We start from the raw sequence: 13,212 nt of genomic DNA on the forward strand, positions 1-13,212 counted from the left end.
CGCTCCTCCCCGCTCCTGCTCCTCCCCGGAACCGCCATGACTGCCCCCGACTCCGCCGAGTCCACCGAAGCCGCCCCGCTCACCGAGACCCCCGCCGCCCCCCGGCGCCGTTCCTTCGGTCTCGTCGCCGCGACCGCCCTGGTCATGGGCAACATCATCGGCGGCGGCATCTTCGCGCTGCCCTCCGCCGTCGCCCCCTACGGCACCGTCAGCCTGCTCGCCTTCGCCGTGCTGTCCGTCGCCGCCGTCCTGCTCGCCCTGCTCTTCGGGAAGCTGGCCCGGCGCAGCCCGGTCACCGGCGGACTGTACGTCTACCCGCGCGACGCGTTCGGCCCGTTCGCGGGCTTCCTGTCGGCGTGGTCGTACTGGACGATGTGCTGGGTCAGCATCGCCGCGCTCGCCGTCGCCGTCGTCGGATACGTCGACGTCCTCATACCCCTGCACGGCAACCACCTGCTCGAAGGCCTGGTCGCGCTCGCCGCGCTGTGGCTGCCGGCCGCCGCGAACTTCGCCGGCACCCGCTGGGTCGGTGCGGTGCAGATCGTCTCCACCATGCTGAAGTTCGTCCCCCTCCTCCTGGTCGCCGGCGTCGGCCTGTTCTTCGTCCGGGCGGACAACTTCGGCCCGTTCAACGCCGGCGGTGACAGCGTCCCGGGCGCCCTCGCCGCGTCCGCCGCGCTGTTGCTGTACAGCTTCCTCGGTGTGGAGTCGGCCGCGGTGAGCGCCGGCGAGGTCGACGACCCCGAGCGCACGGTGGGCCGCGCGAGCGTCCTCGGCACGCTGGGCTCCGCCCTCGTCTATCTCCTCGGCACGGTCGCCGTGTTCGGCCTGGTCCCGCACGACCGGCTGGTGAAGTCCGGCGCGCCCTTCGCCGACGCGGTGAACGCGGTCACCGGCGGCCACTGGGGCGGCACCGCGATCGCGCTGGTCGCCGTCGCCTCGATCGTCGGCTGCCTCAACGGCTGGATCCTGATGGCCGCGCAGATGCCGTACGCCGCCGCCCGCGACGGGCTCTTCCCGGCGCCGTTCGCGAAGGTGGGCAAGGGCGGGGTGCCGGGCTTCGGGGTGTGGGCCTGCGCCGTTCTCGGCACGGTGCTGATCGCCCTCAACTACACGGCGGGCCCGGACACCACCTTCCGGGTCCTCGTCCTGATCACCACCTTCACCGGCTGCGTGCCCTATCTGCTGTCGGCGGCCGCGCAGTTGTACTGGCTGGCCCGTGGTTCGCGGGACCAGGTCCGGCCGGCCGGGCTCGTCCGTGACCTGATCGTCGCCGCCCTGTCCTTCGCCTTCTCCTTCTGGCTGATCGCGGGCGCCGGTTACGCGGCCGTCTACCAGGGCGTGCTGTTCCTGTTCGCGGGCATCCCGGTGTACGTGTGGCTGCGCGGCGGCCAGGACCCGGCGGTCACGCCGTCCGCCTAGTCCGGGCGAGGTGACCACACCCTTCCCCGGCAACGGCGTCACGGCGGGCGTCCGGCGGGTTCGGGCGGGCGGCCGTTCGGCCGTGCTGAAGGTGCTGACACGGTCGAAGGAGTCGGAGGCGGGCTGGGCGGCCTCGGCGGATCCGCGGCACTGGGAACCACTGGCGCCGCGAAGCCGAGGTGTACGCCTGCGGGCTCACCGGGGTGTGGCGGTCGTCCGGGCTGCGTGGGCCCCGGCTGCTGACGGCGGCCGAACGGCCCGGCGGGGACGTGGCGTTGTGGCTGGCGGACGTGCCGGGCGAGCCGGCCACCGGCCGGCCGCTCGGCCGCCACGTCGAGCACGCGCGTCGCCTGGGCGCCGCCCAGGGGCGCGGCCCGCGTCGCGGACCGGCCCTGGCTCTCCCGGCGCTTCCGGCGCGACTGCATCGGCGCCAGGACGCTCGGCGAGCAGCTGCTCGACCACGACGACGCCTGGCGACAGCCCCTGGTCCGTGACCACTTCCCGCCCGGACTGCGCCGGGACATGGTCCGGCTGCGGCACGACCGGGAGTGGTTCCTGCAGGTGCTGAAAGCGCTTCCGCGTACTTTCTGCCACCTCGACCTGTGGCCCGCGAACGTCATCAGCGCCGGCCCGGACGCGGTCCTGCTCGACCGGGCCTTCGCCGGTGACGGCGCCCTCGGCGAGGACCTCGGCAACTACCCCCCGGACTCCGTCTTCGACCTGTTCGTGCCGGCCGCCCGGCTGCCCGGGTACGCGGCCGCCGCCTACGACGCCTGTCCGCGCGGCCTGCGGGAGAGCGGGTGGCGCGGTGACGCGAGGCTGCTCGGCTGACCGTGTGCGCGTCCGCGGTGAAGTACGACTGGCTCACCGCGCTGATGCCGGCCCGCGCGGGGGAGCATCAGCTGGACCACGGCGGCGGGCGCACCGTCTGCGCCGAACTGCGCTACCGCGAACGGGGCTTGGTGCTGGCCTTCCTCGCGGACTGGGCCCGCGAGGCCCGCAGGTCGGCCCCGCAGCCGGGTTTCCCGCAGGCCCCGAGCGGCCGCTGAGCCGAAGCCGGAGCGCCTTCGCGGAGCGCGTGCAGAAAGGGCTTTCCCCTCCTCGCGTCGAACCCATTGACCCCTCGGATGCTCACCCGTACCTTTTCGGCGTTCGGCATGACAGATGATGTACGACATCTCGAACCTCCCGCTTCCCCACCGAGAGGCAGCCCGCATGAGCCGCGAACACGACCTTCCCCAAGTCCCCAGCCGCAGACTGATGTTGAAGGGCGCCGCGCTCGCCGCGGGAGCGCTGGCCGCCGTCCCCGGCACGGCCCAGGCCGCCCCCACCGACGCCACCGAGAAGGCCGCCCCCTACGTGAACCCCCTGATCCCCCAGCGCGCCGACCCGCACATCACCCGCCACACCGACGGCCTCTACTACTTCACGGCCACCGTCCCCGAGTACGACCGCATCATCCTGCGCCGCTCCCGCACCCTGAACGGCCTCGCCACGGCCGCCGAGTCCGTGATCTGGCGGGCTCACGCCACCGGACCGATGGGCGCGCACATCTGGGCGCCCGAGCTGCACCGGATCGGCGGCAAGTGGTACATCTACTTCGCCTCCGCCCCCGCGGAGGACGTGTGGGCGATCCGCATCTGGGTGCTGGAGAACGCCAATCCCGATCCCTTCAAGGGAAGTTGGGTCGAGCGCGGCCAGATCCGGACCGCCTGGGAGACGTTCTCCCTCGACGCCACCACCTTCAAGCACCGCGGCACCCGCTACCTCGTCTGGGCGCAGCACGAGCCCGGCATGGACAACAACACCGCGCTGTGGATCTCGAGGATGGCCAACCCCTGGACCCTCACCGGCCCCCAGGTGCGCCTGTCCACACCCGAGTTCGACTGGGAGTGCGTCGGCTACAAGGTCAACGAGGGCCCGTACGCCCTCCAGCGGGGCGGCCGGGTCTTCCTCACCTACTCGGCCAGCGCCACCGACTACCACTACTGCGTGGGCCTGCTGACCGCCGACGCCGACAGCGACCTCATGGACGCCAGGAGCTGGTCCAAGTCGCCCGTCCCGGTCTTCACCAGCAACGACACCACCCACCAGTACGGCCCCGGCCACAACTGCTTCACCGTCGCCGAGGACGGCCGCAGCGACGTCCTCGTCTACCACGCCCGCCAGTACAAGGAGATCACCGGAGACCCCCTGCACGACCCCAACCGGCACACCCGGATCCAGAGGCTCGGCTGGAAGCCCGACGGCACCCCGGACTTCGGCGTGCCCGTCGCCGACACCGTGAAGGCGAGTGTGTGAGATGAGAGGCGTGTACGCCGTCCTGCTCGCCCTGTGCTGCGCCCTCGCCGCGGCGCTGACGGCGGCCGGACCCGCTCAGGCGGCACCGTAGACGATCACCAACGGCACGCAGTTCACGGTGCACAAGGAGAACGGCGTCGACTACACGCAGGCCCGCGCCGCCGTCGCCGTCTCCTCCACGATCGACGGCAGCTACACCTACCAGGGCAGCTTCCAGCCGCTCGGCCAGTACCAGTCCCGCGACATGACCACGTTCGTCGACACCGACGGCACCGCCTCCCTGGTCTCGTCCGCCAACAACAACTACGACCTCAACATCTACCGGCTGACCGCCGACTACACCGGTACCGCCGGCCTGGTCGCCAACCCCTGGCCAGGCGGCCACCGCGAGGCCCCGGCCCTGTTCAAGCGGGGCGGCGTGTACTTCATGCTGACGTCGGGTGCCACGGGCTGGAGCCCCAACCAGCAGCAGTACGCCACGGCCACCTCCCTCGCCGGCCCCTGGACCTCCTGGACCAACGTCGGCGACTCCACCGCCTACGGCTCCCAGACCGCCTACGTCCTTCCCGTGCACGATCACCGGCACCAGCGCCACGTACAACACGCTGATCGCCCGGCACAGCTCCACGTGCGCCGACGTGCCGAACCAGTCCCTGTGGCAGGGCGCCGCGGTCAGCCAGTACACCTGCAACGGCGGCACCAACCAGCAGTGGACGCACGGAACATGACGCTGCTCAGGCCAGCAGATCGATCGCGTCGATCGCCGTGCCCGCGCTGAGATAGCCCGTCGTCCCCGAACCGCTCACCACGTCGATCTTCAGCACGTTGTACTGACTGGTGTCCGTGAGCCACGCACTGGCCGGGATGCTGTAGGTGAACGTGTAGTTGTTGCCCCGGTACGAGCCCACCGTCAGGGACCGGGTGCTCGGCTGGGTGGGCGGGGAGGGGACGGCCGAGGTCCAGGTGCCGTTGACCGTGACCTGCGGCCGGCCGTTGGCGTAGGCGGTCGTCACGCCGATCCGCAGGGTGTGCGCGGCGGCGGCCTGGGCGGCGGTGAGCCTGAAGTGGACGAGCAGGCCGCTGTTGACGTCCTTCCACAGATGGCAGGGGAAGGCGGAGGTCTCGGAGCCGCTGCCGATCACCACGTTCCCGGTCCAGGCGGAGGCCCGTACGTCCGAGGGGTGCGCGTACGTCATCAGGTCCGCGTTCTTGAACCCGCTCGGGGTGCCGTCCCAGTCGCCGATGCGCCAGACGGCGCTCGCGTTCGACGGGTCGTTGGACGACGGGACGGTGATCGTGTTCAGGGTGGTCGTCGCCCCCGCGGACACGGTCACCTGTGTGCTGTACACAGCCAGCTCTCCCTTGTAGAGAGTCAGCGTGTACACACCCGGCAGTACACGGGACATCGAGTAGTACCCGTCCGAGGCCCGTGCCGTCCCCCAGTACTGCGCCGCAGAGTTGGCGAGCCCGACCGTGTACGTGTACGCCGTGTCCCGCCCGCTGATGCCGACGCCGGCGACCCGGCCCCGGCCGCTGTCGGCGACGTACCCGGAGATGCCGAGCGAGTCGGCCCACGGCGTGGTGAGGGTGCCGTGGTACAGCGAGGACGAGGGCGCCCCGCCGTCGGTGAAGGCGATGACGTACGGGCCCTGGAGGCCGAAGCGCTCGGACTCGGTCTGGTTCTCGCCGTAGTAGAGGATCTCGTACAGTCCGCCGCCGTCGGCGCTCTGGTGGCGCAGCAGTGAGCGGTAGAAGGGGCCGCCGGAGGCCTTCTCGTGGTTGCTGCGGACGATCCACAGGCCGACGCCGCCGGTGGTCCAGCCGATGTAGTCGTAGTCGATGACCCGGTGTTGCGAGTAGTGCTTGGAGCGGGTCTGGCCGTCGGACTTGGCGAAGACGTCGGAGGCCTCGACGGTGCTGGTGGTGTAGGTGTAGGAGTCCGGTTCGTCGTTGAGGAACAGGCCTGCCTTCACGCGCACGATGTACCGCGTCGCGGTGACGGAGGAGTCAGCCTTGTCGGTCCACAGGTAGATGTTGTCCTCGCCGCTGCGAGCCGCGTAGTAGTGCCTGAGCGTGCCGTGGGCGACGGAGACCAGGATGGTCGAGCCGGACTGGGCCAGGGTGACGGTGGAGGTGCCGAGGCCGGACTCGACGTGGGAGTTCTTGCCGCCGTAGCCCTGGTACTCGGTGCCCTTGTACACCAGCGAGGTCAGGTCGCCGTTGGTCTTGCTGACCTTGAAGACGAGGTTCGCGCCGGTGTCGACGACGTAGTTGGAGCCGTCGTCGCTCCAGCCGAAGCCCGCCGCCGACGCGGCGGGTGCGAGCGGGCCGGCGAGGGCGGCCGTACCGGCGGCGGCCGCGGTGCCGACGACGAAGGCGCGGCGGCTGACCGCGCTGTTCGAAGGTCCGGACATGGGGGTGCCTCCTTCGGGAGGTCCAGGGAGTGCGGGTGTGAGGCAGGGTGACAGTTGAATCGATTCTGCGAAAGGGCTTTCGTCGCTTGGTAGTTGGCGATCGTATGAATTTGTCCAAAGATCTAGAAAGCGCTTGTCCAGAGCGGTACGGTCCACCGGCCGGACCTTGTCCACCGCCCGAGGGAGACACGAGTGAGACGTTTCAACGCTGTGCGCGCCGCCGTGCTGACCGCCGTCACGGTCACCCTGTCCGCGACCCTGGCGGCGACGCCCGCCCAGGCCCGTCCCGCACCGCGGCCGCTCGGCCTGGAGAACTGCACCGACACCGGCTGCCACTTCGACGTCCCGCCCGGTACCTACGACGTGACGGTCCGGCTCGGCGGCACGGCGGCCTCCAGCACGGCCATCACCGGCGAGACCCGGCGCTCCCTGCTCCCGGAGACCGCCGTCCCGGCCGGTGAACAGGTCACCCGCGGCTTCACCGTGAACGTCCGCACCCCCGAGGGCGAACCGACCGGCCCCGACGGCACCCCCGGCCTGGACCTCACCCTCGGCGGCTCCGCCCCCGCCCTGGCCGGCATCCGCGTCACCCCGGCCCACCGAGCCCGCCAGATCATCCTCATCGGCGACTCCACCGCCTGCGACCAGCCCGCCGCCCCCTACTCCGGCTGGGGCCAGCAGCTCCCGCAGTACCTGCGCAAGGGCCTGTCGGTCGCCAACTACGCCGACTCCGGCGAGAGCACGGTCACCTACCTGGCCAATCCCCTCCTCTGGGACACCGTCCACCCCCTGATCCGCCCAGGCGACCTCGTCCTCGTCCAGCTCGCCCACAACGACAAGACCACCGACGAGGCCACGTACCGCGCCAACCTCGAGGCCCTCGTCGCGGGCATCCGGGACAGGGGCGGCGAGCCGGTGCTCGTCACCCCGATCGTCCGCCGCTGGTTCAACGCCGACGGCACCCTGAACAACACCACCGCCCTGCTGGTCAACGGCCTCGGCGTCGACCTCCCGGGGGTCATACGGTCCGTCGCCGCCGCCGAGGACGTCCCCCTGATCGACCTCACGGCGAAGACCAAGGCGCTGGTGGAGTCCCTGGGCCCGGAGGGCTCCAAGGCGATCTACCTCTACAACGAGAAGCGCGACAACACCCACACCTCCGTGCACGGCGCGACCGTCTACGCGGGCCTCGTCCGTGACGCACTGGTCGACCAGCATCTGGTGCCCGAGGGTCTGGTGCGGGTGGGATGAGCTCCTGGGGCGCCCCGACCGGAACCGGGGCGCCCCAGGTCCGCGAGGAAGGAACGCACCGCCGTGATCGAACTGCCCGCCGACGACCGCGAGTCGAGCCCCCGCACCGGTTACACCCGGGCGCACTGGGAGGCCGCCGCCGACGCCCTGCTGGCCGCCGTCACCCCCTACGCCACCCCCGACCGCGCCCTCTACCACCTCCCCGGCGATCACGTCAGCCACGCCGGCCGGCTCTCCGACGGCCTGGAGGGGTACGCCCGTACGCTGCTGCTGGCCGCCTTCCGCCGCGACGAGACCGCCCTCGGCCGCTACGCCGAGGGCCTCGCGGCCGGGCCCGGCGGCGTCTGGCCGCGGATCGAGGACCGCAGCCAGCCGCTGGTCGAGGCCGCCTCCATCGCGCTCGCCCTGCGGCTGACCCGCCCGCTGCTGTGGGACCGGCTGGACGACGCCGTACGGCAGCGGACGGCCGAGTGGCTCGAGGACGCGCTCACCGCCGAACCCTGGCCGTGCAACTGGGAGCTGTTCCCGGTGACCGTCGGCGGCTTCCTGCAGGAGATCGGCCACCGGCCGGAGGCCGCCCGCAAGGCGATCGACCGAGGTCTGGAGCGGGTCGAGGGCTGGTATCTCGGCGACGGCTGGTACACCGACGGCGACGGCCGGAAGTTCGACTACTACAACGGCTGGGCGATGCACCTGTACACAGTCGTCCACGCATGGCTGACAGACGACACTGAGCTGCTTTCTGTGTACGGTCGACGCTTGTCCGTCCACCTCGCCGACTACGCCCGCCTCTTCGGCGGCGACGGCGCCCCCCTCCACCAGGGCCGATCCCTGACCTACCGCTTCGCCACGACGGCCCCGCTCTGGCTCGGCGCGCTCACCGGCCACACCCCGCTCACCCCCGGCGAGACCCGGCGCCTGGCCTCCGGCGCCCTGCGCTACTTCCTCGACGGCGGGGCGGTGGACGAACGCGGGCTGCTCCCGCTGGGCTGGCTCGGCCGCGACGGGTCGCTCGTGCAGAGCTACTCCGGCCCCGCCTCCCCGTACTGGGCCAGCAAGGGCTTTCTCGGCCTGCTCCTGCCACCCGACCACGAGGTGTGGACGGCGACCGAGGAACCCGGCCCGGCCGAGCGCGCCGACGGGATCAGGCCGCTCGCCGTCCCCAACTGGCTGCTCCAGAGCACCCGTTCGGACGGACTGGTCCGGCTGCACAACCACGGCAGCGAGGACGTCCGCTACGACCCCTACTACACCCGGCTCGCCTACTCCACCGCGACCGCACCCGACCGGACCGCCCCCGACAACAGCGTGATCGTCGGCGGCGACCCGGACCGGACGCGGATCGAGCCGCTCGGCACCGGCGAAGGGTGGATCGCCTCCCGGCACACCGTGCGCGACGGGATCACCGTGACCAGTCTCGTGCTCGCCGAGGGCGCGGCCGAGGTCCGGGCCCATCTCGTCGCCGGGGCCGCCCCCGGGACGCCGGTACGGATCACCGGCTGGCCGGCACCGGACGGACTCCGCGCCGAACTCCTCCCGGTTCACCGTCTGTTGGATTCGGACGACCTGACCGGCGAGACCGGGACGGGCGAGGCCACGCTGTTCGTGGCGCTCGCCCGGCTGACCGGAGAGCCGGACCCGCGGCCCCTCACGGATCTGGTGTCGGTGCAGGTGGGGGAGGATCACGAGGTGAGCGTCCGCTGGGCGGAGTCCGGCGCGCAGAAGGTGTTCCGGTTCACGGCTTCAGCCGGGCGATCCGCAGGGTCGACGTGGTCGGTGACGCCCCGGTGAGCGGGGTGGCGTAGGGCGGGGTGACGGGCGCGTAGGCCCAGGTCAGCGTGGAGTCCTTGAGGACCGCGAGGTCTCCGGTGATCCGCGCGTGCACCACCTTGTCGGCGCTCGCGAACTTCCCGTTCCAGTCCACCAGTCGCAGATGCGTGCCCGTGAAGGTCCCGGTGCAGGTGCCGGCGGAGCACCTGGCGTTCTTCAGCGACTCCCAGGACAGCAGCAGCTTGTCCTTGCCGTACGGGGCGAGGTGCACGTCGACGTTCTCGGTGCCCTTGTCCGAGGTGAGGTAAATCGCCCGGCCGGGGCCGGAGTTGCGGTTCTTCGGGAAGGCGATCGCGACCTGGTGGGTGGCGGTCTTCGGGGTGACGGTCCAGCCGCGGCCGCTGGAGTCGGCCGGATTCTTCCGGGCGGAGGCGGCACCCCGGGAGGCGAACGCCGTCGCGTACCGGCCGTCGGCGGACTTCACCAGGTCCTCGGTGCGACCGGGGAACGTACCGCCGCAGTAGCCCGCCCAGCACTGCTCGCGCTGCACCACGGGCGCCACGTCCGGGGCACCGATGCCGGTCGAGACGAACAGGCCCGAACGCCAGTCGTCGAAGCACAGCGACGTGAAGGCGCCGGAGGTCTCCGCGTGCAGCGCGATGCCCTCGTTGTGGCTGCACCCCCAGCTCCAACCGCCGTCCAGCTTGCCGCCCTTGGCGCTGACGTACGCCGGCTTGTCGCCGTAGTGTCCGTCGGCGAAGCCGCCCGCGCCGTGCACCACGAAGTAGGCGCCGTACTTCGTCCCGTTCCAGGTGAGCTGGCCGTCCAGCACGGCGAGGTGTCGTGCGAGGCGGTACCGGTCAGCTTGGTGGTCCAGGTCCGTCTGCCGCCCGTGTAGCGGATGATCGCGGCGGCCGTGTCCTTCCTGTTGGTGTCGGCGACCCGGGTGAGCAGCGCGAACCCGTCGTTGTGGGCCACCAGCCCGCCGACCTCCTTGGTCCCCTTGACGACTGTGTCGGCGCCGGGAGCCCGGCGGTGGCGAGCGCGCCGATCACGGGCTTGCGGGCCTTGCGGACGCGGCGGTGACCTGTGGTGCGTGGTGCTTGAGCCATGCCCAGGGGTTGCCGCCGGGCGCGGAAAGGTTGCCGAAGTTGTTTCCGGTGCGTCTGTCACCCATGGGGCCGGTGGGGTGACGGGCGGCCGGGACGTCCATCGTTCGGCGTCCACCGAACCGTACGGCGCCTAGCGTGGCCGTATGACCGCAGAGCCCACCGCCACCCCGTTCGCCGGACTGCACCACCGCCCCGGCGAGCCGCTGCTGCTCCCCAACGCCTGGGACCACGCCTCAGCCGCTGCCCTGCACGCCCGGGGTTTCGCGGCGATCGGCACGACCAGCCTGGCCGTAGCGGCGGCGGCCGGTCTGCCCGACGGCCAGGGGGCGACCCGTGAACAGACCCTGAGCCTCGCCCGCATGCTCGGCCCGGAGCCCTACCTGCTCTCCGTGGACGCGGAGGACGGCTTCTCCGACGATCCGCAGGAAGTAGCCGAGTTCGCGGGCGCGTTGTGGTCCGCCGGGGTCGTCGGCGTCAACCTTGAGGACGGGCTCGGACCGGTCGGCCGGCACGCCGCGAAGATCGCCGCGGTGAAGGCCGCCGTGCCCGGCCTGTTCGTCAACGCCCGTACGGACACCCACTGGTTGGGTGACGGCGACGACACGGACACCCTGCGCCGTCTGGACGCCTATCAACAAGCGGGCGCCGACGGGGTGTTCGTGCCCGGAGTGACCGACCCGGACCGGATCGGCGCCCTCGTCCGGCGCGTCGGCGCCCCGCTCAACATCCTCTACTCGCCCACCGGTCCCACGGTCTCCCAGCTCGCCGACCTCGGCGTCGCCCGGATCAGCCTCGGCTCGCTGCTCTACCGACGGGCGCTCGGGGCGGCGCTGGACGCGGTGGCCGACATCGTGGCCGGACGGGTGCCGGGCGGTACGACACCGTCCTACGCCGAGGTTGCCACGCCGGACAGGAACGTCTCCGCGAGCAGGTCGGCGAACTCCTCGGGGTGATCCAGGGCGCCGAGATGCCCGCCAGGGAACTCCGCGAAGCGTCCACCGAGCCGGTCGGCGAGGAACTCGGCCGTGTGGTACAGGAGTTGGCCGCGCGAGTCGGCGCCGGCGGCGAGCGTGAGGTGCTGCCCGGCGGCGGGGGAGGAGGGCACGTACGCGGTGAAGGGGTGCAGGACATGGGCGAGGAAGACGCCCATCGGGGTCGCCGACGCACCCTCCGCGGGCGGCCGCTCAGCTCCGTCGAACTGCGCGAGCAGCTCGGCCCGCCGCTCCGCCCCGTCCGGCAGCACTGTCACACACGCCGGCTCGTGCGCCACCACACCCGCCAGCCGCGCGGGGTGCCGGGCGAGCAGGTCGAGGACGGCGATGCCGCCCGAGCTGCTGCCGAACACATACGCCCGCCCGCCCGGCGGCAGCACCGCCTCCAGCACCCGGTGCGCCCCGTCGCTCCAGTCCGCCGGCCGCTGGTCCGGGACCGGCAGCCCGAGCCGCCCGTGGGCGAGCCCCAGCGGGTCGTACGTCACGACGGTGAAGCTCCGTGCCAGGCGTTCGGTCAGTGGCCCGAGCCCCATGGGGTGCCCGGCCCCGCCCGGGAGGATCAGCAGGACGGGACCGCTGCCGGTCATGTCGTAGTGGAGTTCAGCCATGTTTCTTCGTCTCCTGGGGCCAGTGGGTGAGGGCGAGGTGCAGGGCGTCGACCGCCTTGTCCCAGGAGGCCTGGACGTCCCGGGCCGCGCCGAAGCCGCCCGCGGACTCCAGGGCGCAGTAACCGTGGAACGTGCTGCGCAACAGGCGTACGGCGTCCGTCAGATCGGGCTCGTCCAGACCGTAGGCGCGCAGCATCCCGTAGGTGATCTCGGCTGTACGGCGCATGGCGGGGGAGTCGGCGATCAGGGCCTGGTCGATACGGATCTGGGTGGCGGCGTACCGGCCCGGGTGTTCCAGGGCGTACGCCCGGTACGCCCTGGCGAAGGCGGCCAGGGCGTCCTTGCCGGCGCGGCCCGCCACGTCCACCGCGATCCGGTCGATCAGCTCGCCACCCGCGTGGAGCGCGAGCCGGGTACGCAGGTCCTCCAGACCCCGGACGTGCGAGTACAGGCTCGCGTCCTTCACCCCGAAGCGGCGGGCCAGCGCGGACAGGGTGACGTTCTCGAAGCCCGCCTCGTCGGCGAGGTCGGCTGCCGCCGCGACCAGCCGTTCGACAGTGAGTCCCGCACGGGCCACCCGAAACCTCCTCCTTGGATACCTAGGGGCAATCCTAGGGTGTCTAGGTTGGTGGCCGCCCACGTGCGGGACCCGCTCGTACGACCCTCAGCCGATCGGCGCGTACAGCACTCCCAGCTTGTCGATTTCGTTGCCCGAGCGGCCGGTGAAGCCCACGATCTGCCGGCCGGAGGGGGCGGTGAAGGTGGCGGAGTCCGAAGTCGCCGTACCGGCCGCCAGCGTCCGGCCCTTGTCCGTCGTGAACGCCGCCGAGAAGACCCGTGTGCGGCCGTCCTTCTGCCCCTCTGTCAGCTTCATCGAGGTCAGGTGTTCGCCGGCGGCGAGGGTGAGGGAGGCGGCCGTGCCGCTCGTACCGCCGTGGGTGAGCGCCGTGCCGTCGGCGTGCGTGAGGGACACCGCGTCCAGGCGGGCGGCGCCGCGCGGGGTGAGGGTGCGCGGGGTGAGGGTGGCGGGGAGGTCGTCGCTTCCGGGGCTGGTGCCCGTCTGGGGTACGGGGCCCGGCGGTCTGCGGCTGCGTGGTGTCGACGCGCGTGACCGGAGGCGATGCCGTGGGCAGGCGGCGGCGGGGTCCGAGGGCCCCGGCCGCGTGTCCGCCGGGATGGTGTGTCAGAGCATGGCGAGCCGGTCCACCAGCAGTTCCACTCTCTGCTCGGTGTACTCCGGCGGCAGCCGTCCCGACCGGGTCAGGGTCGCGATCCCGTGCAGGGACGCCCAGAACACCTCGGTGAACAGCCCCGGGGCGACGCCGTCCCCGGCGACCTCGCC

At 72.0% G+C, this 13,212-nt stretch carries 11 protein-coding genes and 3 pseudogenes; 8 read left to right on the plus strand and 6 right to left on the minus strand.

Going from position 1 to position 13,212, the window contains the following annotated elements:
- Positions 1 to 36: 36 nt before the first annotated feature.
- From ACH47Z_RS43095 to ACH47Z_RS43115, 5 genes and pseudogenes are all read left to right on the plus strand, one after another.
- Positions 37 to 1,422, plus strand: coding sequence for an APC family permease (locus ACH47Z_RS43095; protein WP_399084760.1), 1,386 nt, complete (start codon positions 37 to 39; stop codon positions 1,420 to 1,422).
- Between the two features lie 522 nt (positions 1,423 to 1,944).
- Positions 1,945 to 2,253, plus strand: a complete 309-nt coding sequence (locus ACH47Z_RS43100) for a phosphotransferase (RefSeq protein ID WP_399084763.1) — start codon at positions 1,945 to 1,947, stop codon at positions 2,251 to 2,253.
- Between the two features lie 2 nt (positions 2,254 to 2,255).
- Entirely contained in the window at positions 2,256 to 2,471 is a 216-nt protein-coding gene (locus ACH47Z_RS43105) for a hypothetical protein (RefSeq protein ID WP_399084766.1), read from the plus strand.
- 166 nt (positions 2,472 to 2,637) lie between these two features.
- Positions 2,638 to 3,723: a family 43 glycosylhydrolase gene (locus ACH47Z_RS43110; RefSeq protein WP_399084769.1), complete on the plus strand. Its 1,086-nt coding sequence runs from the start codon at positions 2,638 to 2,640 to the stop codon at positions 3,721 to 3,723.
- Position 3,724: 1 nt separating this feature from the next.
- Positions 3,725 to 4,436 (plus strand): annotated as a pseudogene (locus ACH47Z_RS43115) (family 43 glycosylhydrolase); the annotation flags it as partial.
- A 21-nt stretch (positions 4,437 to 4,457) separates the two neighbouring features.
- On the opposite strand, the gene ACH47Z_RS43120 reads toward ACH47Z_RS43115, so the two are convergent.
- Positions 4,458 to 6,137 carry a rhamnogalacturonan lyase B N-terminal domain-containing protein gene (locus ACH47Z_RS43120; protein WP_399084772.1) on the minus strand — a complete coding sequence of 560 codons (1,680 nt, stop codon included), beginning with the start codon at positions 6,135 to 6,137 and terminating at the stop codon, positions 4,458 to 4,460.
- 192 nt (positions 6,138 to 6,329) lie between these two features.
- On the opposite strand from ACH47Z_RS43120, the gene ACH47Z_RS43125 reads away from it, so the two are divergent.
- Both ACH47Z_RS43125 and ACH47Z_RS43130 read left to right on the plus strand, forming a co-directional pair.
- On the plus strand, positions 6,330 to 7,388 hold the full coding sequence (locus ACH47Z_RS43125) for a rhamnogalacturonan acetylesterase (protein WP_399084775.1): 1,059 nt from the start codon (positions 6,330 to 6,332) through the stop codon (positions 7,386 to 7,388).
- Between the two features lie 63 nt (positions 7,389 to 7,451).
- Positions 7,452 to 9,179, plus strand: coding sequence for a DUF2264 domain-containing protein (locus ACH47Z_RS43130; RefSeq protein WP_399084778.1), 1,728 nt, complete (start codon positions 7,452 to 7,454; stop codon positions 9,177 to 9,179).
- Here ACH47Z_RS43130 and ACH47Z_RS43135 read toward each other — a convergent pair.
- Positions 9,124 to 9,990 (minus strand): hypothetical protein, encoded by an 867-nt coding sequence (locus tag ACH47Z_RS43135; RefSeq protein WP_399084781.1) that lies wholly within the window; start codon positions 9,988 to 9,990, stop codon positions 9,124 to 9,126. The two genes, ACH47Z_RS43130 and ACH47Z_RS43135, sit on opposite strands and share 56 nt — an antisense overlap.
- A 423-nt stretch (positions 9,991 to 10,413) precedes the next feature.
- Between ACH47Z_RS43135 and ACH47Z_RS43140 the strand changes: the two genes are divergently transcribed.
- Positions 10,414 to 11,223, plus strand: coding sequence for an isocitrate lyase/phosphoenolpyruvate mutase family protein (locus ACH47Z_RS43140; protein ID WP_399084784.1), 810 nt, complete (start codon positions 10,414 to 10,416; stop codon positions 11,221 to 11,223).
- On the opposite strand, the gene ACH47Z_RS43145 is transcribed toward ACH47Z_RS43140, so the two are convergent.
- The 4 genes and pseudogenes from ACH47Z_RS43145 to ACH47Z_RS43160 all read right to left on the minus strand — a co-directional run.
- Complete coding sequence (locus ACH47Z_RS43145; protein WP_399084787.1) at positions 11,157 to 11,870, minus strand: alpha/beta fold hydrolase; 714 nt, start codon at positions 11,868 to 11,870, stop codon at positions 11,157 to 11,159. The two genes, ACH47Z_RS43140 and ACH47Z_RS43145, sit on opposite strands and share 67 nt — an antisense overlap.
- Positions 11,863 to 12,447 carry a TetR/AcrR family transcriptional regulator gene (locus tag ACH47Z_RS43150; protein WP_399084790.1) on the minus strand — a complete coding sequence of 195 codons (585 nt, stop codon included), beginning with the start codon at positions 12,445 to 12,447 and terminating at the stop codon, positions 11,863 to 11,865. Before ACH47Z_RS43150 ends, ACH47Z_RS43145 begins: the two co-directional genes overlap by 8 nt.
- Positions 12,448 to 12,534: 87 nt before the next feature.
- A pseudogene (locus ACH47Z_RS43155) lies at positions 12,535 to 12,912 on the minus strand (jacalin-like lectin); the annotation flags it as partial.
- A gap of 141 nt (positions 12,913 to 13,053) precedes the next feature.
- Positions 13,054 to 13,212: pseudogene (locus ACH47Z_RS43160) on the minus strand (TetR family transcriptional regulator); the annotation flags it as partial.

Origin of the sequence: Streptomyces sp. NPDC020192 (assembly GCF_044388685.1) — a bacterium.
Taxonomy (GTDB): Bacteria; Actinomycetota; Actinomycetes; order Streptomycetales; family Streptomycetaceae; genus Streptomyces.

What these genes read in the sequence shown, in the direction of transcription:
- ACH47Z_RS43095 (WP_399084760.1), top strand. Translation starts at nt 37, where the DNA reads ATGACTGCCCCCGACTCCGCCGAGTCCACCGAAGCCGCCCCGCTCACC.
- ACH47Z_RS43100 (WP_399084763.1), top strand. Translation starts at nt 1,945, where the DNA reads ATGGTCCGGCTGCGGCACGACCGGGAGTGGTTCCTGCAGGTGCTGAAA.
- ACH47Z_RS43110 (WP_399084769.1), top strand. Translation starts at nt 2,638, where the DNA reads ATGAGCCGCGAACACGACCTTCCCCAAGTCCCCAGCCGCAGACTGATG.
- ACH47Z_RS43120 (WP_399084772.1), bottom strand. Translation starts at nt 6,137, where the DNA reads ATGTCCGGACCTTCGAACAGCGCGGTCAGCCGCCGCGCCTTCGTCGTC.
- ACH47Z_RS43140 (WP_399084784.1), top strand. Translation starts at nt 10,414, where the DNA reads ATGACCGCAGAGCCCACCGCCACCCCGTTCGCCGGACTGCACCACCGC.
- ACH47Z_RS43145 (WP_399084787.1), bottom strand. Translation starts at nt 11,870, where the DNA reads ATGGCTGAACTCCACTACGACATGACCGGCAGCGGTCCCGTCCTGCTG.